18 protein-coding genes are annotated in these 19,688 nt (G+C 72.8%); 6 read left to right on the forward strand and 12 right to left on the reverse strand.

Going from position 1 to position 19,688, the window contains the following annotated elements; all coding sequences use genetic code 11:
• Positions 1-41 precede the first annotated feature (41 nt).
• The 10 genes from HUT12_RS14590 to HUT12_RS14635 are packed head-to-tail and all read right to left on the reverse strand — an operon-like array spanning position 42 to position 11,051.
• Entirely contained in the window at positions 42-665 is a 624-nt protein-coding gene (locus HUT12_RS14590) for a GNAT family N-acetyltransferase (RefSeq protein WP_217705999.1), read from the reverse strand.
• A complete protein-coding gene (locus HUT12_RS14595) occupies positions 662-2,206 on the reverse strand; it encodes an ABC transporter ATP-binding protein (protein ID WP_176093723.1) in 1,545 nt (514 codons plus the stop codon). Before HUT12_RS14595 ends, HUT12_RS14590 begins: the two co-directional genes overlap by 4 nt.
• Complete coding sequence (locus HUT12_RS14600; RefSeq protein WP_176093724.1) at positions 2,203-3,036, reverse strand: ABC transporter permease subunit; 834 nt, start codon at positions 3,034-3,036, stop codon at positions 2,203-2,205. Before HUT12_RS14600 ends, HUT12_RS14595 begins: the two co-directional genes overlap by 4 nt.
• A complete protein-coding gene (locus HUT12_RS14605) occupies positions 3,033-3,977 on the reverse strand; it encodes an ABC transporter permease (RefSeq protein ID WP_176093725.1) in 945 nt (314 codons plus the stop codon). The genes HUT12_RS14600 and HUT12_RS14605 overlap by 4 nt, the downstream gene beginning before the upstream one ends.
• Complete coding sequence (locus HUT12_RS14610) at positions 3,974-5,521, reverse strand: ABC transporter substrate-binding protein (RefSeq protein ID WP_176093726.1); 1,548 nt, start codon at positions 5,519-5,521, stop codon at positions 3,974-3,976. Before HUT12_RS14610 ends, HUT12_RS14605 begins: the two co-directional genes overlap by 4 nt.
• A gap of 29 nt (positions 5,522-5,550) precedes the next feature.
• Entirely contained in the window at positions 5,551-6,855 is a 1,305-nt protein-coding gene (locus HUT12_RS14615) for an MFS transporter (protein WP_254876824.1), read from the reverse strand.
• Positions 6,852-7,880: a dipeptide epimerase gene (locus HUT12_RS14620; protein WP_176093727.1), complete on the reverse strand. Its 1,029-nt coding sequence runs from the start codon at positions 7,878-7,880 to the stop codon at positions 6,852-6,854. Before HUT12_RS14620 ends, HUT12_RS14615 begins: the two co-directional genes overlap by 4 nt.
• Positions 7,877-8,932 carry a PLP-dependent cysteine synthase family protein gene (locus HUT12_RS14625; RefSeq protein WP_176093728.1) on the reverse strand — a complete coding sequence of 352 codons (1,056 nt, stop codon included), beginning with the start codon at positions 8,930-8,932 and terminating at the stop codon, positions 7,877-7,879. The genes HUT12_RS14620 and HUT12_RS14625 overlap by 4 nt, the downstream gene beginning before the upstream one ends.
• Positions 8,929-9,756, reverse strand: a complete 828-nt coding sequence (locus HUT12_RS14630; protein ID WP_176093729.1) for a DUF364 domain-containing protein — start codon at positions 9,754-9,756, stop codon at positions 8,929-8,931. The genes HUT12_RS14625 and HUT12_RS14630 overlap by 4 nt, the downstream gene beginning before the upstream one ends.
• A complete protein-coding gene (locus HUT12_RS14635; RefSeq protein WP_176093730.1) occupies positions 9,753-11,051 on the reverse strand; it encodes an ATP-grasp domain-containing protein in 1,299 nt (432 codons plus the stop codon). Before HUT12_RS14635 ends, HUT12_RS14630 begins: the two co-directional genes overlap by 4 nt.
• Positions 11,052-11,152: 101 nt before the next feature.
• Here HUT12_RS14635 and HUT12_RS14640 point away from each other — a divergent pair, with 101 nt between their 5' ends.
• From HUT12_RS14640 to HUT12_RS14650, 4 genes are all read left to right on the forward strand, one after another.
• Entirely contained in the window at positions 11,153-11,596 is a 444-nt protein-coding gene (locus HUT12_RS14640) for a GNAT family N-acetyltransferase (RefSeq protein WP_176093731.1), read from the forward strand.
• Between the two features lie 902 nt (positions 11,597-12,498).
• Positions 12,499-13,647: a helix-turn-helix transcriptional regulator gene (locus HUT12_RS14645; protein WP_254877055.1), complete on the forward strand. Its 1,149-nt coding sequence runs from the start codon at positions 12,499-12,501 to the stop codon at positions 13,645-13,647.
• A 184-nt stretch (positions 13,648-13,831) separates the two neighbouring features.
• Positions 13,832-13,990: a hypothetical protein gene (locus tag HUT12_RS32815; RefSeq protein ID WP_254876825.1), complete on the forward strand. Its 159-nt coding sequence runs from the start codon at positions 13,832-13,834 to the stop codon at positions 13,988-13,990.
• Complete coding sequence (locus HUT12_RS14650) at positions 13,980-15,170, forward strand: helix-turn-helix domain-containing protein (protein ID WP_254876826.1); 1,191 nt, start codon at positions 13,980-13,982, stop codon at positions 15,168-15,170. Before HUT12_RS32815 ends, HUT12_RS14650 begins: the two co-directional genes overlap by 11 nt.
• 81 nt (positions 15,171-15,251) lie before the next feature.
• On the opposite strand, the gene HUT12_RS14655 is transcribed toward HUT12_RS14650, so the two are convergent.
• Positions 15,252-15,713: a GNAT family N-acetyltransferase gene (locus HUT12_RS14655; RefSeq protein WP_176093734.1), complete on the reverse strand. Its 462-nt coding sequence runs from the start codon at positions 15,711-15,713 to the stop codon at positions 15,252-15,254.
• Between the two features lie 309 nt (positions 15,714-16,022).
• Between HUT12_RS14655 and HUT12_RS14660 the strand changes: the two genes are divergently transcribed.
• Positions 16,023-17,414: an RICIN domain-containing protein gene (locus HUT12_RS14660; RefSeq protein ID WP_176093735.1), complete on the forward strand. Its 1,392-nt coding sequence runs from the start codon at positions 16,023-16,025 to the stop codon at positions 17,412-17,414.
• A gap of 85 nt (positions 17,415-17,499) precedes the next feature.
• Here the strand turns inward: HUT12_RS14660 and HUT12_RS14665 are convergent, their stop codons facing one another.
• Positions 17,500-18,270: a FadR/GntR family transcriptional regulator gene (locus HUT12_RS14665; RefSeq protein ID WP_131052414.1), complete on the reverse strand. Its 771-nt coding sequence runs from the start codon at positions 18,268-18,270 to the stop codon at positions 17,500-17,502.
• Positions 18,271-18,417: 147 nt separating this feature from the next.
• On the opposite strand from HUT12_RS14665, the gene HUT12_RS14670 reads away from it, so the two are divergent.
• Complete coding sequence (locus HUT12_RS14670; RefSeq protein ID WP_176093736.1) at positions 18,418-19,686, forward strand: ABC transporter substrate-binding protein; 1,269 nt, start codon at positions 18,418-18,420, stop codon at positions 19,684-19,686.
• The last annotated feature ends 2 nt before the right edge of the window (positions 19,687-19,688 follow it).

The following is a 19,688-nucleotide window of genomic DNA, read 5'->3' on the forward strand; positions in this document are numbered from 1 at the left end:
TGTCGCGCTGGCCGGAACCCGTCCGACCCCCGTGTTCGATGCTATCGAACGGAGGTGGCCCTTGGGGAAGCCCCCGACCGTGCCGAATCGGCGGCGATCCGGTCCCCGTGCACCGGTCTGCGGCCGGGGAGCGGGATCTCGAAGTGGACGGTGGGGGCGGCGTGTGGATCACCGTCGCGCGGGTCGTGCACCAGGTCGGCCACCCCGCGCCAGAACGCCTCCGCGCCGGGCACCCGGGTGTCGGTGTGCAGGTAGACCACCCGGTAGTCGGGTTGATCGGCGGCGAACGCGACGGCTCGCCGCACGAGGGCGCGGGCGAGCCCGTTGCGCCGGTGCTCCGGACGGACGTACACCCGGAAGAGTTGGGCCGTGCTCGCTGCCGGGTAGCGCTCCGCCAGCCAGCGCGGATGCGGCGGGCTGTTCGGCGCGGCGGCACGGACGGCGGTGGTGGCGACCACCTCGTCACCCTTGGTGGCGACGAACAGGGCGTGCCGCGCCGGGCGCAGGTAGGTGCCGGCCAGGTCGACGACGTCGGCGTGCCAACGAGGCTGGTAGCCGTACCCGAAGACCTGGTAGAAGGTGTCCAGCATGACGCTGCGGGCGCCGTCGAGGTGTTGCGGCCCGGCGGTGCGCAGGTCGTACGGTCCGGTCGTCTCGTCGGTCATGTCCTGCTCATCTCCTCGGTGTCGGGTGTGGTTGCGGGTAGCGCGATCGCCGGATCCAGCAGCGCGCGGGTCAGCGGGGACCGGGCACCGGCGGGCAGGTCGGCGGCCCGACCGTGCTCGACGACGCGACCGTGGTCGAGCACGACCACCCGGTCGGCGAGTCGGACGACCTCCGGGTCGTGCGTGATGACCAGCAACGCCAGGCGGTGCGCCTGCCGCAGCTCGTCCAGCAGGGTGAGGATCCGGTCCCGGTTGACGCCGTCCAGCCCGGAGGTGATCTCGTCGCAGACCAGCAGGCGTGGCCGGGTCAGCAGGGCCCGCACCAGGGCGGCACGTTGCAGTTCGCCCCCGGAGAGCCGCTCCGGCCGACGGGTGACCAGGTCCCGGTCGAGGCCGACCTGATCGAGCAGGGCACGCGCCGCCGCCAGCACGTCGGCGGGTCCCTGTCGCCGCAGCCGTACGGCGGGCCGCGTCACCTGCGCCAGCACCGGCGCGTACGGGTGGAAGCTCGCCCGGGGGTCCTGGAAGACGTACTGCACGGCGGCGAGGTCGGCCGGGTCCCGCCGGTCGAGGGAGGCGTGCAGGCGACGGCCGTCGAGGGTGACGGTGCCGGTGTCCGGCCGGTGCAGCCCGGCCAGACAGCGGGCGAGGGTGGTCTTCCCGCTGCCGGAGCGACCGATCAGCGCGAGGCACTGCGCGTCGCCCAGCGTCACGTCGACACCGTGCAGGACGGTGGTGCCCCGGTGCGCGGCGGTCAGTGCCTCGGCCCGCAGCAGCGCCTCCACCGGCGGGGACCCGGCGTCGGGACGGGCCGCCGGAGCGGACCGGGTGGGCTCCCCGACGACCGTGTGCGCCGGACCGGCGGCGGCCACCACGCCCCGGTCCAGGACGATCGCGGTGTCGGCGATCGCCCGGACCAGGTGCAGGTCGTGGCTGAGCAGGACGACGGTGACCCCGGTGGCGGCCAGGCGGCGCAGCTCGGCGGCCACGTCGCGGCGGTGCAGGCCGTCCTGCCCGGTGGTCGGCTCGTCGGCGACCAGGACGCGGGCCCCGGCGAGCAGGGCGTGCGCGATCACCAGTCGTTGCTGCTGCCCGCCGGAGAGCTGGTGCGGGTAGCGCCGCAGCGTGTCGGTGTCGGCGGGCAGCCCCACCCGGGTCAACACCGCCCGGACCGCCTCCCGGACGGCGACGCGGCGGGCCCGGCGGCCGGGGACCGGACGGTGTCGGCGGGCGATCTCGTGCAGCACGGGGCCGACGCGGCGTACCGGGGTGAGCGCGGCCGAGGGCTGCTGCGGGACGTACCCGACGAGCCCACCGGGCGCCGGGGTTCCGGGACCGACCACGCGACCGTCGATCTCGACCCGGCCGGTGAGGCGTACGCCGGGACCGACCTCGCCGAGCAGCGCCCGCCCGAGGGTGGACTTGCCGCTGCCGGACGGACCGACGACGGCGAGCACCCCACCGGCCGGCACCGCGAACGACACGTCCCGCAGCAGCCGGTGTCCGTCGGCGACGGCACCCAGCCCGTCGACCCGGATCATCGGACCTCCTCCCGGACACGCGCGGCGTCCGGCTCCACCGTCGGCTCCCGGCCGGTCAACAGCGCGTCGGTGACCAGGTTGACGCCGACGGCGAGCGCGACGAGCAGCGCGGCGGGTACGACGACCGCCCACGGTTGCAGGAAGATCCCGCCCCGGTTGCGGTCGACCATGACCGCCCAGTCGGCGGCGTCCGGGGCGACCCCGATGCCGAGGAAGCTGGCCGTGGCGACGAGATAGACCGCGCCGATGAACCGCACCCCGGCGTCGGCGAGCAGGACCCGGCGGATGCCCCGCGCGACGTAGCCGACCGCCCGCCGCCACCAGGTCTCCCGGTAGAGCCGCATCGCCTCCATCACGGTGCCGTGGGCCAGCGGCAACGCGGCGGCGCGGGTGATCCGTGCGACCTCGGGCAGGGTCACGACCGCGACGATGACCACCAGCGTCAGCGGCCCGCGTGGCGCGGTGGCGGCCAGCAGGATGAGCAGCAGCAACGACGGGACGGCGAGCAGCAGGTCCAGCGGGCGCATCAGCGCCTCGTCGAGCGGGCGGTGCCGGGTGAGGGCGGCGATCAGGCCGAGGGGTACGCCCAGCAGATAGGCCAGGGCGGTGGCGGCGACCGCGACCGCGACGACGGACCACCCGCCGAGCAGCACCTGCCCGACCACGTCCCGGCCGACGAAGTCGGTGCCGAGCAGGCCCGCGCCGTCGAACGGTCGGGTCCGCGCCTCGGACTCGGTGACCAGCACCGGTCCGGCGACCGCGAGCAGCAGCGGCACGGCCAGCAGCACGATCCCGACGACCGCCCGGGGTCTCCGCCGTCGGGCCGTCACCGGACACCGACCGTACGCGGGGCGAGTCGGAACGCCACCAGGTCCGCGACCAGGTTGACCAGCACGGTGGTGACCGCCACGACCACGCAGAGCCCCTGGATGGTGGGTACGTCCCGGGCGGCGACCGCGTCGACCAGGGCGGTGCCCAGCCCGGGGATGACGAAGACCGCCTCGACCACGATGACGCCACCGAGTAGCCAGTCGGTGGTGCGGGCGACCTGCTGCACGACCGGCGCGGCGGCGGTCGGCAGCGCGTGCGCCAGCCAGCGCCGCCGGGTGGAGAGACCGAGGCGTCGGGCGTGGTGGACGTACTCCGCACGCAGGGCGTCCACCATGCCGGCGCGGGTCAGCCGGCTGATCGAGCAGATTGGCCGGGCCAGCAGCACCAGCAGCGGCAGCACCAGCACCCCCGGCTGGGCGAGCAGGTCGGCGCCGACGGCGGTGGGCGGGAACCAGCCCAGCCGGACGCCGAAGACCGCCACCAGCAGGATGGCCAGGGCGAACTCGGGTACCGCGTACAGTCCGACCGCGAGGGTGGTGAGTGTCCGGTCGAGCCGGCCCCCCTCGCGTCGGGCGGCGAGCATGCCGAGCCCGACGGCGAGCGGCACCAGCAGCACCAGCGTGGCGACCGCGAGCAGCAGGGTCGCGGCGGCCCCGCCGACGATCAGGTCCAGCACCGGCCGTTGCGAGATCAGCGAGGCACCGAGGTCGCCGTGCAGCAGCCCGACCACCCAGTCCAGGAAGCGCCACCAGGCCGGTCGGTCGAGGTCGAGCTGCGCGCGGATCAGCGCGATCCGCTCCGGGTCGGGATGGTCACCGGCGATCACCACCGCCGCGTCCCCGGGCAGCGCCTCGGTGAGGACGAACACGACGGTGGTGATGCCGGCGACCTGCCCGACGCCGAGCAGCAGCCGCTGCACGGTGTAGCGGGTCAGACTCAAGCCAGCCACACCTTGTCGAAGCGGGCCCAGTCCAGGGTGTTCGCGGGCGCCTCGGCGGAGACCCCGCGCACTGTCGGGGCGGTGGCCACCAGGAAGTCGGCGAACCCCCACACCAGCAGCCCGCCCTCGGCGTGCAGCATCCGCTGCATGTCCCCGTACGCGCGACGGCGACCCGCCTCGTCGGTGGAGGAGACGGCGGTGCCGTAGAGCGCGTCGAACTCGGGCCGCATCCAGCGGGTGGCGTTCGTGGTGGAGGTGGTCAGCAGCCGCTGCGAGATGTGCGTCTCGATCGGCATGGCACCGCTGCGGAAGGTGGCCATCACCCCGCCGTCGAGCACGTCCCGCCAGTAGGTGTCCTTGTTGCGCTGCACCGGCTCGACGGTGAGCCCGACCTGACGGGCCTGGTCGGCGAAGACGCTGGCGGCCTCGACGAAACCGGCGGCGACCGGCGCGGTGTCCAACGGGATGCGCAGCCCGCGCGCACCGGCCCGGTCCACCAGTGCGCGGGCCCGGTCGAGGTCGCGGGTGCGCTGCGGGATGTCGTCGGCGTAGTACTGGAAGCCCTTGCCGAAGAGGTCGTTGCCGACCTGCCCGGTGCCGGAGAGCACCGTCTCGACGAGCTGCTCCCGGTCGGTCAGCAGGAACATCGCCTCGCGCAGGTCCCGGTTGTCGAACGGGGGACGGTCCACCTTCATCGTGAAGCCGAGCAGGTTGCTGTTCGGCATCCGGGTGATCGCGACGCGGTCGTTGCCGGTGTGCGTCCGCGCGGTGGTCGGGCTGACGTCGTGCGCGTAGTCGACCTGCCCGCCGAGAAGGGCGTTGATCCGGGCCGACTCCTCGTTGGCGATCACGTACTCCAGCTCGTCGAGGTGCGCGGCACCCTCCCAGTAGTCCGGGTAGCGGGCCAGCAGCAGCGAGCGGCCGGGGGTGAAGCTGCTGACGGTGAACGGGCCGGAACCGATCGGCCGGTCGAACGACTCGGCACCCTCCGGCACGATGTACGCGCCGAACGCGGCGAGGACGTTGCCGAACTCGGCGAACGGCCGGTGCAGGGCGAACTCGACGGTGCGGTCGTCCACCGCCCGGCTGGCCCGCAGGTCGATCAGGGAGAGGCTGGCGCGGGCCCGGAACGCCCGGTCCGGGTCGACGATGCGGGCGTAGCTGGCGAGCACGTCGGCGGCGCGGACCGGCCGACCGTCGTGGAAGGTGGCCTCGCGCAGCGCCACCCGCCAGCGGGTCAGGTCCGCGTTCGGTTCCCAGCTCAGCGCCAGTCGGGGCTGGATCGACACGTCGGGGCCGTAGTCGGCCAGCTTGTCGAAGACGGCCTTGGCCCGCGACGCCTCGTTGAACAGGTTCGCCAGGTGCGGGTCGAGCGTCTCGGTGGCACCGCCACCGGCGAACGCGACCCGCAACCGGCCGCCCCGCCTCGGGGTGTCACCGGCACCGGGGCCGCCGGTGGAGTCGCCGCCGCAGCCGGTGAGCAGGGCGGTGGCCAGGGCGGCGCCGCCGCCGAGCAGCGTGCGGCGGGACAGGTGGATCGACATGGGGTTTCCTCTCGAAGGTGTCGCGGTGTTCAGGCCGCGCCAGGGCGGCGAGGGGTGACGGCGGGCATCCGCGCGTCGCCCGGGACGGTGTCCGGTGCGGGGTCGGCGACCGGTCGGGGGCCGAGCAGGTTCCGGCGGTGCAGCACCCGCACCGCCGCGGCCGAGGCCAGTCCGAGGGCGGCGCAGAGCAGCCACGCCCCGGCCGGGACCCGCTCGGCCGCGCCGTCCGATCCGGTCTGCATGAGACCGCCGACGGCGGTGGTGGCGAGCGCCGCCACCACGCCCGAGGCGAGATAGAAGACGCCGAAGTAGGTGCCGGTCAGCCCGGTGCGGGCGAATCCGGGCAGCAGTTCCAGCACGAACGGCTGCGCCACCATCACCCCCACCGCCAGCGCCAGCGTGGTGACGAGCACCGGCAGGACGCGGACCGCCGGGGGACCGCCCAGCGGTAGCAGCGGCACCAGGAAACCGGCGCCGGTCACCGCCATCCCGGCGGCGATCGCGGTGCCCCGGTCGACGCGGCGACGCAGCCGCGCGGTGATGCGGACCTGCCCCGCCACGGTGACCACGGTGGAGACGACGAAGAGTGCGGCGACCGCCAGCGGCGTGCCGGTGACCGCCTCCGCCTGCACCGGCAGCACCAGATAGAGCTGGGTCTGCAACGCGAAGAGCGCGCTCAACGCCACCGTGAACGCCAGGAACCGGCCGTCGGTCAGCGACTCCCGCCAGTCCCGGCCGACGCTCTGCCCGCTGGCCGTCACCGGCTGCGCCGGCAGCACCAGCGCCTGCGCCACGGTCAACGCGGCGAACACCAGCGCGGCCCCGGTCGCCGCCGCCCGGAAGTCGACCAGCAGCAGCGCGCTGCCGACCAGCGGCCCGATCAGCGCCCCCGCGCTGGCGAACACGTTGAACAGGGCGAACGCCTCGGCCCGCCGGTCCGGGGCGGCCTGGGCCAGATAGGCGCGCACGGCCGGGTTGAACAGGGCACCGGCCAGACCGGTCAGCACCGAGGCGACCAGCAGCGCCGACAGCGACCCGCCGACCGCGAACACCGCGAAGCCGACCGCCCGCAGCCCACACCCGGCGATGATCACCCCGCGTGCGCCGAGCCGGTCCGCCGCCGATCCGCCGAGCAGGAACAGTCCCTGTTGGCTCAGGTTGCGGACCCCGAGGACCAGGCCGACCAGGGCGGCCGAGAGCCCGATCTGGTCGGTGAGATAGCCGGCCAGGAAGGGCAGCAGCATGTAGAACCCGACGTTGACGCCGAGCTGGTTGACCACCAGCAGCCGGATCGGCACCGGGAAGCCGCGCCACGACGCCCAGGTGGCCCTCACCGGGGTGCCTCCGCCGCCGGTGCCACCCCGAGCCCGGCCGCCCCCGACAGGCGCAGCACACCGTCCCGACCGCCGATGCCGGTCCACGGGTCGTCGGCGAGCAGCAGATGGCCGTCCAGGTCCACCCAGCGGGCCAGACCGGCCAGGTGCACCGCCGGGGCGATGCCGAGCGAACTGGCCACCAGGCAGCCGAGCATCACGTCCAGGTCCCGTTGCCGGGCCGCCTCGATCATGTCCCCGGCGGCGGTGATGCCGCCGCACCGCGCCAGCTTCACGTTCACCCCGGCGACCGCGCCCGCCAGCCGGTCCAGGTCGGCCGGACCGGCGGCGTCCTCGTCGGCGACGACGGGCGTGCCGCTGCGGGCACCCACCCAGGCCAGCAGGTCGGGGTGGCCCGGCGGGATGGGCTGTTCCACCGCGTCCAGCCGGTGCGGCGCGAGCGCGTCGAGCTGCCGCACGGCCTGTTCGGCGGACCAGCCGCCGTTGGGGTCGAGCAGCAGCCGGGCGTGCGGCGCGGCGGCCCGGACCGCCGCCACCCGGGCGAGATCGTCCGCGTCGCCGGCCTTCACCTTGAGCACCGAGAACCCGGCGGCGACCAGGCGTCGGGCGGTCGCCGCCGCCTCCGGCACCGGCACCAGCCCGATGGTGTACGCGGTGGCCACCGGCGTCGGCTGCGGCGCCCCCACCAGTCGGTGCACGGGTACGCCCCGGGCGTGCCCGAGCAGGTCGTGCACGGCCGCGTCGAGCGCCCCGCGCACCCCCGGCGGCCCCGGATACGCGCCCAGCTCGGCCCGGAGCGCCTCCGGATCCGGGCAGCCGACCACCCGCTCCGCCCACCCGGCGCAGCACGCCTCGATCGCCGCCCGGTCGAGTCCGAGATAGTGGCTGGTGACGACCTCGCCGTGCCCGGTGACACCGTCGTGCGTCACGGTCAGCCGCACCGCCTCCCGGCTGGCCATCACCGACCGGGAGATGCGCAGCGGCTCCCGCAGCACCAGCGGGTATGCCTGCCAGGTCAGCCTCATGCCGGCACCCGCCCCCGGTCGGCAACCGGATCGGTCACCGTGCGACACCGGCTCCACCGGGTGACCTCCACCGCGCCGGGGTGCGGGATCTCCACCGGGTGTCCGTGACCGGAGTCGAGCAGCCCGTGCCGGGCGCACCAGCCGTCGTCGAAGATGCTGTCGAGATAGCGGTGCGGGCCGTCCGGGAAGACCGTCACCACCCGCGCGTCCGGCCGGGTCCGCGACGCCCAGGCAGCGACCCGGGCCACCGCCCCGGTGCTCCACCCCCCGGTGACGAAGCCGGTACGCGCCAACCGTCGGCAGGTGTCCACCGCCTCCGCCGGACCGACCCAGTGCACCTCGTCGAAGGCCGGATAGTCCACGTTGTCCGGATGGATGCTGCTGCCCAGGCCGCGCATCAACCGGGGACGGGCCGGCTGACCGAAGATCCTCGACCCGACCGTGTCCACACCGATCAGCCGCAGGTGGGGCCAGGACCGCCGCAACGCCCGCGCCAGCCCGGCGCTGTGCCCGCCGGTGCCCACACTGCACACCAGCACGTCCACCGCGTCGACCTGGGCGGCGATCTCGTCACCGAGGCTCGCGTACCCGGCCACGTTGTCGGGGTTGTGGTATTGATCCGGCCAGTACGCCCCCGGCAGCGTCGCGAGCAGCTCGGTCAGGCGGTCCCGGCGGGCCTGCTGCCACCCGCCGGTCGGATGCGGCCGGTCGACCACCTCCAGCCGGGCCCCGTACGCGCGCAGCAGCGCCCGCATCGACGGCTCCAGCTCCCGGTCCACCACCAGCACCACCGGGTGCCCGAAGGCGTGCCCGGCGAACGCCAGCCCGATCCCCAACGTGCCGCTCGTCGACTCCACCACCGGCGCGCCGTCGCGCAACTCGCCCCGACGCCGCGCCCCGGCCAGCATGGTGACCGCCGCGCGGGCCTTCATGCCCCCCGGCGCGGCACACTCGACCTTCGCCCAGAAGCCGCCGTGCGGGTGCGGCAGCGGCGCGTCGACGTACACCAGCGGGGTGTGTCCGACCAGGTTCAACAGTTGCGGCGCGCTCATCCGGACACCCCGTAGCGGTAGAGGGTCGTCGGCCCGCCGTCGAGCCAGAAGAACGGGTACGGCTCGGCCGACACGGCGGTCAGGCCCGCGCCCAGGAACCACGGCAGCACCGCGCTGCCGGTCTGCGCGAACGCCACGAAGGGTTTCCGCTCGGCGCCGGCGTGCGCCAGCAGCGGCGCGAACGTGTCGTTGCCGAGCGTCATGCCGGAGGCCAGGATCGCGTCGCAGCGGTCCAGCACCGCCGTCGCGTCGGGCAGGTGCGGCTCGTCCCACTCGGTGCGGCCCCCGGCCAGGTCGCACGGCAGATACCGACGGCCGGTCGCCCGCAGCCGCTCCAACAGCGAGTTGACCACCCCGACGACCAGCACCGTGCGGCTGCTCGCGGGCAGCAGGTCCACCACCGCCTCGGCGCGCGCCCGTGACTTGGCCAGCGACCCGCCGCCGGGCACGGTGACCGTCGCGTCCGCCGCCTCGGCGTGCGGGCGCACCGACATCAGGTACGCGTCCAGCGCGGCCACCCGCACTGGCAGCAGCGGGTGAGTGAGCAGTTCCGCCACGGACGCGCCGACGCAGTCGTAGGCGGTCTCGTCGGGCAGCGCACCCGGCTCGATGGCGCAGGACCCGACCACCGCGTCGACCCGCAGACTCAGCACGTGGTTGCGGTAGCCGTGCGCCCGCGAGGCGTGCCGCACGCCCTGCCGGGTGACGAACCCGACGCTGACCGTGGCCCGCGCCGGATCGGCCCCGAGCAGTCCCGCGCGCACCGCCTCCACCAGCGCCGACATCGACCGGTACGCCGGCCGGGCCGGCGAGGTGGCGGTCATGCCCCGACCCCCACCCGGGCGTCGGCACCAGCCGGAACGCTCTCGTCGAGGTACGAGACCCGGGCCTGCCCGGCCAGCCGGTCGGCGACCGTCCGCGCACCGGCACCGGCGGTGTCGACCACCATCACGTGACCGAGGTAGTCGTTGTTGCTGCTGGCGTCCCCGGCCCGGTGGCCGTCCGGCTTCACCGACCAGTCGACCACCCGAGGATCCGTCGACCAGGTCCCGGTGCCGTCGATCCGCGCCACGACACCGGGTCGCGGCGGCAGCACGAACGCGATCGCGGCACTGCGTACGCCGGTGTCGGCCGGGGTGAGGTCCGGGTGTTCGCCGAGCGCGAGCTGCGCGTACACCATCGGCAGGTCCACGCCGGTGACCCGGCGCACCAGCTCGGTGATCTGGTTACCGGCGGGCCGGGGGTTGACCTCCACCACGCGCGGCCCGGTGGGCGTCAGCCGCAGCTCGGTGTGCCCGACCGCGCGATCCAACCCGACCGCCTCCAGGGCGGCCACCGCCACCTCGCTGACCCGCTCACGGGTCGCCGGGTCCAGCACCGCCGGGAACATGTGGCCCGTCTCGACGAACCCGGAGGCACCGCCGAGACTCTTGTCGGTGATCCCGACGACCGTGGTCACCCCGTCGACGGTGACCGTCTCCACGCTCACCTCCGGCCCGGTCAGCAGCTCCTCCAGCAGCACCACCGGCACCCTCGGCTGCCGCCGGGCGTTCACCGGGAACGCGGCGAGGGCGTCGAACGCGGCGCGCAGCCCGGTCGGGTCCGCCACCTGCCGCACGTACATGCCGGCGCAGAGGTCCACCGGCTTCAGCACCAGCGGATACCCCAGCTCGCGCGCGGCCTGCGCGGTGGCCGCCCAGCCGTCGGCGAGCGCGAACCGGGGCTGCGGCACACCGGCGCGGGCCATCGCCGTCCGGGCCAGATCCTTGCGGTACGCCCGCCGCACCGCCGCCGGATCCGCACCGGGCAGCCCGAGGTGCGCGGCCACCTGGGCGACCGTGTCCAGGTAGTAGTCGCACGAGGTGAGGACCCCGTCGAAGCGCAGCGCCGCGTGCAGCCGTCCGGCCTGCTCCAACAGCGCGGGTACGTCGTTGGTGTCGACGGTCAGCACGTTCTGCGCGGCCAGCAGCGGATGTGTGCCGCCGGGCGGCGCACCACGCAGGTAGTGGTGCAGGTCCCGGGTCAGGAACGAGAACCGGTGCCCGGCCTCCAACACCGCTCGCGGCAGGAGGTGGCTCATCGCCCCGACCCAGCTCTCCACCAACAACACGTGCGCCATCGGCGCCTCCCCACTCGGCAACAGGCGATGGCAATGGTAACGGTTTTCATTTGCGAGAGGAAGGAGGGGGTGTGGCGTGGCGTGTCGGTAGGGTGACGCCCGTGACGACAGTCGTGCGCACGGCGACCGAGGATGACCTGGCGGCGCTGCTGGGTCTCTACGCCGAACTGCACCCGGACGATCCGGTGCTGCCGCCCGAACGGGCTGCGCGGATCTGGCGTGAGATCGCCGGCCAGCCCGGCCGCACCGTGCTTGTCGCAGTGCGCGACGGCGCGGTGGTGGGCACCGTCGACGGCGTGGTGGTCGCCAACCTCACCCGGGGCGGCCGACCGTTCATGCTGGTCGAGAACGTCATTGTCACGCACGCGGCGCGTCGTCTGGGCGTCGCCGGTCGCCTGTTCGACACGGTCGTCGACCTGGCCCGGACGGCCGGCTGCTACAAGGTCCAGTTGCTGTCCCGCGTGGACCGTCTCCACGCCCACCGGTTCTACGAGTCATGCGGCCTGCGCCCCACCGCCCAGGGCTACCGGCTCTACCTGGACTGACCGCTCCGGCTCGACGTCAGGTGACAGCGCTGCCTGGCCTGTCCGGAGTACCGGCTCAGTCCGCCAGTCGGTGAGCGCACTTGGCTATCCGGAGGCGGGGGATCACCTCACGCTCATCGACCAGGAGGAAGCTGAGACGCTCGTAGAGTCGGCGCGCCGGCAGGGTGACTGACGACAGGTGCACCCCGAAGACAAGCCAAGCCCACCTGAGTGGTTGCCTACCGTGCGCTGAGTACCTTAAGCAGGTTGTCAAAGCCCTCCAGAGCGTCAGCTCGTGCAGTCGTCAGCGCCTCCCAACGGCTATCGCCCTCCACATGCCGTGCTTGATGGAGTGCGTTGATCAGGCTCCCTCGTTGGAACAGCTCATCGGAGGGCAGGTCCGGGCATCGGATCAACGTCCCGCCGGCGCACTCGCTCGCCGGCCTCAAGGTCGTGCTCGATCCGGGATCGAGTGGTTACGGAAGCGAAGGGATGCCACTCGATCCAGGATCGAGCGTGACCTTGGCACGGAGAACATCACCGACCGCACGACGTACGTTCATCGGCATAAGCGTGAGGCCGTGAACGGTCGCGAGCGGGTAGGAGGCGCGACCGGGCCACCCGCAGACCGTATGCGCTCTTGGAGACGGGGGAACAGGACCCCCGTGAAACGTTGGCCAGCAGTGAGAGCCTTGAGCGCCGTGTGTGCATGGGGATTGAGTAGCGTTCCAGCTGGTGGCGGATGCTCGAAGGTCCGCCTCAACTTCTGACGGCTTGCTTGATGATCAAGCACGTGCGGGTGCTGTCGGTGCTGATCGGTGTACCGTCCGGAGTGGCAGCCTGCCGGGGATGGTCGGCAGGGGTTCTCGTGTGAACTGGGAGTGCCGCTGATGGCTCGTCGGCCGATACCTGTTGATCCCTCGATTGGTGATCGTATTCGTGCTCGCCGCGAGTTGCGTGGTTGGAGTGTGCGCTACGCGGCCAGTCGGGCGGGGATCTCCCACACCTCCTGGTCGCGGATCGAGCGTGGCCAGCAGCGCACCGACCGGTACATGGTGGTGGATCTGGCGGCGGCTCTTGAATGCTCGGTAGTGGACCTGACCGGGCAGGCGTACACGCCGGCTGATCGGCAGCTTGACGCGGCGCGCATCGACGCCGAGCGGGTGTGGCGGATCATGATGGACACGCCGATGTCCAAGCGTTCCGATGCGGTGGCGACCGTCGAGCAGGTACGCCGAGAGGCGGCGCTCGTGCGTGGCCTGTACGGGCGGTGTGACTACGCGGGCGCGTTGCGGCGGCTTGTCGACCTGGTGCCGGCGATGCACGGCCTCACCGATCGACGAGCGGCGTTGACGGAGATGGTGCCGGTGTACGGCGTGGCGATGGGGTCGTTGCTGAACGTCAGCTACCCGGCGCATGCGTGGCTGGCGGCGGAGCGGTGTGCCGAGGCGTCCGGGTTGCTTGATGATCCGGTGGCGGCCGGGGTCGCGGCGGCGAATCGGGCGCGGGTGTCGGCCTACTCGGGGGCGTACGGTCCGGCGCGGGCGCTGTGTGACGTCGCGGCTGCCGATCTTGCGGGCAGCAGCGCTGATGGGGCGCTGGACGTGTTGGGGTTCCTGCACCTGGCGCGGGCGCATCACCTCGCCGGGCTGCGGGATCAGGCGGGGGCGGAGGAGCACCTTGCCGAGGCGGGGCGGATCGCGGCGCACACCGGGGAGACCGACAGGTGGGACCTCGCCTGGGGGCCACGGAACGTGGCGCTGTGGCTGATGGCGTTCCTGCTCGACACGGGGCGTCCGGAGGCGGCGTTGCAGACGGCTAAGGGCGTGGAGTTGGCGGGCCTGCCAGCGGTGCGGCAGGTGTATTTCTGGCTCGACATGGGCCGTGCTGCCGAGGCCGTCGGTCGGGACCGGGATGCGGTGCGGATGCTGCTCGCTGCGGAGCGGGTCGGATCGCAACACGCCCGATCGTCGGTGTCGGCGCGGGAGACGGCACGGTCGTTGCTGCGTAAGGGCGCGACCTCGCCGGAGTTGCGGGGGCTGTGCGAGCGGATGAGCCTCGCCGCGTTGTAGTGGTGCGTAAGCGTTCCAGCTAGCAAGTGTGCGTTCCGTAGCGTCTCGATTACAGCGCGGTCCGCATGTTCGTGCTTCTTCGATGTGCTGCGGTCGCGCCTCTGAACCGGCGCGGCGGTGGCCACATTCTCCCGAGTTCCCATACCGCCGCGCCCTGTCCGATGAGGGGTCGTACGTGGGCGGCGTGGAACACGAACGAGGGCACAGCCGTGGCGAGCAGGCGGAAGCAGCGGAGCGGGAGGCCGCGAAGCAGCGCATCCTGGCGCAGGCTGAGGCGGAGCGGATACCGGTCGAGGAGACGACCCGGGCGGTGCCGGATCGGCGGTGGCGTCGTGCCCGGTGACCCGGTACCGATCGGGCGGCGGGTCGCCTACCTGCGGGCGCGGCGGAATCTGTCGCAGCAGACGTTCGCCGACCGCCTGGGTAAGTCGAAGAGTTGGGTGGACAAGGTCGAACGTGGTGTGCGGTCGCTGGAGCGCCTGTCGGTCATCCGGGACATCGCCACCGTGCTGCGGGTGGACGCCGCGACCCTGCTCGGCCGTGATGTTGAGCCCGCCGATGCGGTTGAGCGTCACGAGGGTGTCGCCCGGATCAGGGCGGCGATGTCGACGTACGAGATGGCCCTCGGTCGACCGTCCGCGCGCGGCGAGGTGATGCCGCCGGAGCGGGTGGCGCGGGAGGTCGCGCACGCGTGGACCACCTACCAGCACGCCCGATATCCGCACCTGATCGACCTGCTGCCGGGGCTGTTGACCACGGTGCACCGGGCGTACGCCCAGGACCCGGAGGCGGGCCGGACGTTGGTGGTGGAGGCGTACCGGGTCACCACGGCGTTGTTGGTCAAGCTGGACGAACACCAGCTTGCCTGGCTGGCCGCCGACCGGGCCATGTCCGCCGCGACCGGCGACCGGCTGTTGTTGGCGTGCGCGTCGGTGCAGCTCGGGCAGGTGCTCCGGACGTCGGCGCGGGCGCGCTCGGTGATGCTGGCCGCCGCCTACCAGATCGCCCCACCCGACCCCGACACCGGCGAACCGCCGGAGGTGTCGCTCTGTGGCAGTCTGCTCGTGCAGGCCGCCCTCATCGCCGCGACCTGCGGCAACGACCGCGCCGCTGCTGGCCTGCTGGACGAAGCCGCCGAGATGGCCGCCCGGGTCGGCGAGGGACACGACCACCACCGCACCGCCTTCGGGCCGACCGCCGTCGAACTGGCCCGGGTCACCGCCGCCATCGAACTCGGCGACACCTCGGACGCCGTCGCGCGGCACGAGAAGGCGATCGGGCGGGACGAGTGGCGGTGGCTGCCCGTCGAGCATCGCGCCGCGCACCTCGTCGACGCCGCTCGCGCCTACCTGGACACCGACGACGCCACCAACGCGGCCCGAGTGCTGATCCAGGCCGACGCCACCGCGCCCGCCGAGATCCGGCACCGACCGGCGGTACGAGAGATGGTCGCCCACGTCGCCCGCGACCAGGACGCGTCGACGACGATCACCCAACTCGCCATCAGCCTCGGGCTGGTCTGACCACGCCCTTTCTGTCCCGGAGCCCGACGCGCCACCCTTCTCCCTGGACCGGGGCGAGGCAGGTGACGGCGGGAGGGTGGTTCAGGTCGCCGGTTCGCGGACGTACTCGGCGATTCGGAGGCCGGGGATGACCTCGCGCTCGCCGATCAGGCGGAAGTCGAGACGCTCGTAGAGCCGGCGGGCCGGGAGGTTCGCCGCGCCCGTGGCGACTACCGCGCGCCGGTCGCCGGCCGAGGCGAGGAGCGTCCGCACCAGGGCGGCGCCGGCGCCGCGACGGTGGGCCGTCGGGTCCACCACGAGTCGGTCGATGTCCAGCTCGGTGGGGTTCTCCGACCAGGCCACCGCGCCGACGAGCCGTCCGTCGTGGTGGGCGCCGAGCCAGCGCAGCGGCGCGGCGCGCAGCGCGTCGAGCGTCTCGTGCAGGGGTGGGATGCGGTCGTCGCCGATGAGCGATGCCTCCACCGCGTACGCCGCGTGCTGGATCGACAGCAGCGTTCGGGCCAGTGTCTCGTCTGCGCCGGGGTCGATCTCGGTGATCCGCACCGCGCCATTCTGGTCCCCGGCGAGGCGTAGTGCAGCCACTTTCCGGGCCAGCCCTACATCTGTCGTTTGACGTATGACGTTTGCATCGTTAGATTTCGATGAGCGAGCGGTCCGGTCGTCCGGCGTCGACACGGCGTCCCGACCTGGTGGACCGCTCCCTCGTGGGCTCGTGTCGCCGGATCGGGCGCCGCCGTCCGGGCATCCCCACGACACACCGACGTGCTGACGCCACCACCCGACGCCGGCACCCCCAGCCGGGCGCGCGCGGGCGGTCCCGCCCGCGAGCGACCCCGACCGAAGGAGTGGACCATGACAGTCATCGGCGAGGCCCGTCCCGCCTCCCCGCCGAGACGCGGTCGACGATCCGGACTGGCCGCCGCGCTCGCCGTGGTCATGACGGCCGGCACGGTCGTGGCGGTGAACGCCGCGCCCGCGTCCGCCGCGACGGTCGACACCACCGCGTGGTACGTGCTGGTGAACCGGACCAGCGGCAAGGCGCTGGACCTGTACGCCTCGGCCACCAACGACGGCGCGCGGATCAGTCAGTGGACGCGGAACAACGGCGCGAACCAGCAGTGGCAGTTCGTCGACTCGGGCGGCGGCTTCTATCGGCTCAAGTCCCGGCACTCCGGCAAGGTCCTCGACGTGCAGAACCAGTCCACCGCCGACGGTGCCCCGATCGTCGCTTGGTCGGACAACAACGGGGCCAACCAGCAGTTCCGGTTGGCCGACTCGGACGGCGGTCACGTCCGGCTGGTCAGCCGGCACAGCGGCAAGGTCGTCGAGGTCCAGGGCGCGTCGACCGCCGACGGGGCGAACATCGTCCAGTACGCGGACTGGAACGGCGGCAACCAGCAGTGGCAGCTCGTCCGCGTCGACGGGAGCAACCCCACCCCGCCGCCGACGGGCGGCAGCGGATGCGGCCGTACGCCGACCCTGACCAGCGGCACCCACACGATCCAGAGCGGCGGCAAGAGCCGGTCGTTCATCCTGCGCGTACCCGCCAACTACCAGCCGAACAACCCGTACCGGCTGATCTTCGCCTTCCACTGGCGGGGCGGCACCATGCAGGAGATCTCCAACGGCGGCACCAGCGGGACCGCCTGGTCGTACTACGGCCAGCAGGAGCAGTCCAACAACAGCGCGATCCTGGTCGCGCCGCAGGGGCTCGGCAACGGTTGGGGCAACGCCGGTGGCGAGGACGTCACGTTCGTGGACGACATGATCCGGCGGATCGAGGCCGACCTCTGCGTCAACCCGAGGCAGCGTTTCGCCACCGGCTTCAGTTGGGGCGGCGGCATGAGCTACGCCCTGGCCTGCGCGCGGGCCGACGTGTTCCGGGCCGTCGCGGTGATCGCCGGTGCCCAGATCAGCGGCTGCTCCGGCGGCACCCAGCCGATCGCGTACTTCGGGCTGCACGGCATCACGGACAACGTGCTCAACATCGGTCAGGGGCGCGCGCTGCGCGACACGTTCGTCCGCAACAACGGGTGCGCGGCGCAGAACCCGCCCGAGCCCGGTGGCGGCAGCCGCACCCACATCACCACCGTGTACTCCGGCTGCCGGTCGGGTTACCCGGTGCAGTGGGCGGCCTTCGACAACGGGCACATGCCCGGCCCGGTGGACGGGACGTACGGCGAGAGCGGCATCACGACCTGGACCAAGGGTGAGATCTGGCGGTTCTTCGCGCAGTTCTCCTGACCTCGACAGGACAGCGGGATCACCACGGCAGCCGTCACCGGTCGACGACCGGTGACGGCTGCCGGCGGCGAGTGGAGGGGCGGTGTCAGCGTTGCAGTCGGGTCGGCTTGCCGGAGCCCTTGCGGCGGACCAGCCACGCCTCGGTGATGTGGGTGAACATCGCGTCGGCGGCACCGGCCGGGTCGCGGGCGGCGATCCGCTCGTAGATGCGGCGGTGTCCCCGGTTGGACGCCACGCAGAGCGAGCGCTGGGTGCGGCCCATGTACCGCGCGGTGTTGGCGACCTGGCTCTCCAGCGAGCGGACCACCCCACGGGCGATCCGGTTGCCGGACGCCTGCATCACCGTGTCGTGGAAGGCCCGGTCGTGCTCGTGGTAGGCGACCGTGTCGTCGACGAGTTCGTCCATCCGGTCGACCAGCGCCCGCAGGCGCTCGATGGTCTCGGCGTCGGCCTGCCGGGCGGCGACGTGCGCCATGTCCGATTCGAGCAGCCGTCTGGTGACCACCAGGTCGTCGAGAATGGCGAGGCTGTCGTCCTCGGCGATGGTGGCGGCGAGGACGAGTTCGTCGAGCATGTCCCAGTTCGAGGGCTCGGTGACCGTGGTGCCGGCGCCCTGGCGTACCTGCACCAGGCCCTTCTCCTGGAGGACCTTCACCGCCTCCCGGACCACGGTCCGGCTCACCGAGAAGGTCTCGCAGAGCACGGGCTCGGGGGGCAGGGGAGACCCGGACGGGTGCATCCCGCGCACGATCCGCTGCACCAGCTCGGCGGTGACGGCGCGCGCCAGGTTCTGCGGCCGGCGGGTCCAGGCCGGGGCGGCCGTGGCATCCACGGTCGTCTCCTGCGATGGCGTCATGTCCCCTCCGATTTGCTTGCCGTGGCACGACGTCCGGTGGTCAGTGTACGTCCGACCGTTGACGTCAGACGTCATACGAGTTACGTTTTCGCACATTGTTGGCCTGCGGTGGAGCCGTCGGCCATTGCCGTTCAGAGGTGAACAACGATGAAACAGCGCACAATATGGTCCGCCGTCCTCGTTGTGGGACTGGTAGCGATGGCCGGCTGTGGAAGCGCCACCGGATCGGGCGGGTCCGGCGGTGGCGCGGAGGGCAAGCTGGTGGTGTGGGACTGGAAGTCCGGTGAGGCGTCCGCCGCGCCGTACCTCGACAAGGCCAAGGCGGACTTCGCCAAGAAACACCCGGACGTGACGGTCGAGTTCGTCGCGCAGCCGTTCGACCAGTACTACACGCTGCTGGGCGCGGCGATCCAGACCGGCAAGGGCCCGGACGTCATGCTCTTCAACGGCGGCGGTCAGATCCGGGACCGGGTCGACGCGCTGGTGCCGCTGGACGAGTACCTCGCCGAGGACCGGGAGCGCCTGGCCGGCTGGGACGCCTTCACCAAGGACGGCCGCACCTACGCCGGCCCGGTGACGTTGCAGGGCCACCCTATCTACTACAACAAGGCGGTGTACGAGAAGGCCGGGCTCGACCCCGCCGCCCCGGCGACGACCTGGACCGAGTTCCTCAGCGACTGCGCCGCCATCGCCAAGGCCGGCGCCAAGTGCTTCGCGCTGGGCAACAAGGAGGGCGCGGGCATCCAGTTCTGGCTCTCCGCACTGGGCTCCGCCACGCTCACCGCGCAGGAGTACGACGACTGGGTCGCCGGCAAGCGCGACTGGAACTCACCCCACGTCAAGCGGGTCTTCCAGCTCTGGCAGGAGGCCGGCGACGCCGGGCTGAACACCGACGGCGCCAACTCGACCGCGATGTTCAACGACGGGTTCGCCCTCTTCCAGTCCGGCAAGGCCGCCCACGTCATCGGGCTGATGTCGGACGTCGGGCACTGGAAGGACTTCAACGAGTTCCTGACGCCGGAGAAGCTCGGCGTGATGAACGCCCCGGTGGTCACCGAGGGCACCACCCCGAGCCTGCCCTTCGACGGTGGGATCGGCTACGGCGTGGCCAAGTGGACCAAGGACCCGAAGGTCGCCGCCGACCTGGTCCGCTCGCTCACCTCGACCGAGGCGCTCAACGCCTTCTACGCGGACGCGGGCGCGATCGCCGCCGACACCACGATCGACGTGTCGCAGGGCGGCCCGGCGGTGGCCGGCATCGTGGCCGAGACCGCGGACGGCAAGCCGGCCCTGCACGTGGCGCTCTCCTCCAAGACCCTGGACCTGATGGGCCGACTGTCCCAGCAACTGCTCAGCGGCTCGGCCGGCGTCGACGAGGTGGTGCGGCAACTGGCCGCCTCCGACCAGGCGGGCTGAGT

This window comes from Verrucosispora sp. NA02020, assembly GCF_013364215.1.
GTDB lineage: Bacteria > Actinomycetota > Actinomycetes > Mycobacteriales > Micromonosporaceae > Micromonospora.

What these genes read in the sequence shown, in the direction of transcription:
- HUT12_RS14625 (WP_176093728.1), bottom strand. Translation starts at nt 8,932, where the DNA reads ATGAGCGCGCCGCAACTGTTGAACCTGGTCGGACACACCCCGCTGGTG.
- HUT12_RS14660 (WP_176093735.1), top strand. Translation starts at nt 16,023, where the DNA reads ATGACAGTCATCGGCGAGGCCCGTCCCGCCTCCCCGCCGAGACGCGGT.
- HUT12_RS14595 (WP_176093723.1), bottom strand. Translation starts at nt 2,206, where the DNA reads ATGATCCGGGTCGACGGGCTGGGTGCCGTCGCCGACGGACACCGGCTG.
- HUT12_RS14590 (WP_217705999.1), bottom strand. Translation starts at nt 665, where the DNA reads ATGACCGACGAGACGACCGGACCGTACGACCTGCGCACCGCCGGGCCG.
- HUT12_RS14670 (WP_176093736.1), top strand. Translation starts at nt 18,418, where the DNA reads ATGAAACAGCGCACAATATGGTCCGCCGTCCTCGTTGTGGGACTGGTA.
- HUT12_RS14665 (WP_131052414.1), bottom strand. Translation starts at nt 18,270, where the DNA reads ATGACGCCATCGCAGGAGACGACCGTGGATGCCACGGCCGCCCCGGCC.
- HUT12_RS14630 (WP_176093729.1), bottom strand. Translation starts at nt 9,756, where the DNA reads ATGACCGCCACCTCGCCGGCCCGGCCGGCGTACCGGTCGATGTCGGCG.
- HUT12_RS14635 (WP_176093730.1), bottom strand. Translation starts at nt 11,051, where the DNA reads ATGGCGCACGTGTTGTTGGTGGAGAGCTGGGTCGGGGCGATGAGCCAC.
- HUT12_RS14620 (WP_176093727.1), bottom strand. Translation starts at nt 7,880, where the DNA reads ATGAGGCTGACCTGGCAGGCATACCCGCTGGTGCTGCGGGAGCCGCTG.
- HUT12_RS14610 (WP_176093726.1), bottom strand. Translation starts at nt 5,521, where the DNA reads ATGTCGATCCACCTGTCCCGCCGCACGCTGCTCGGCGGCGGCGCCGCC.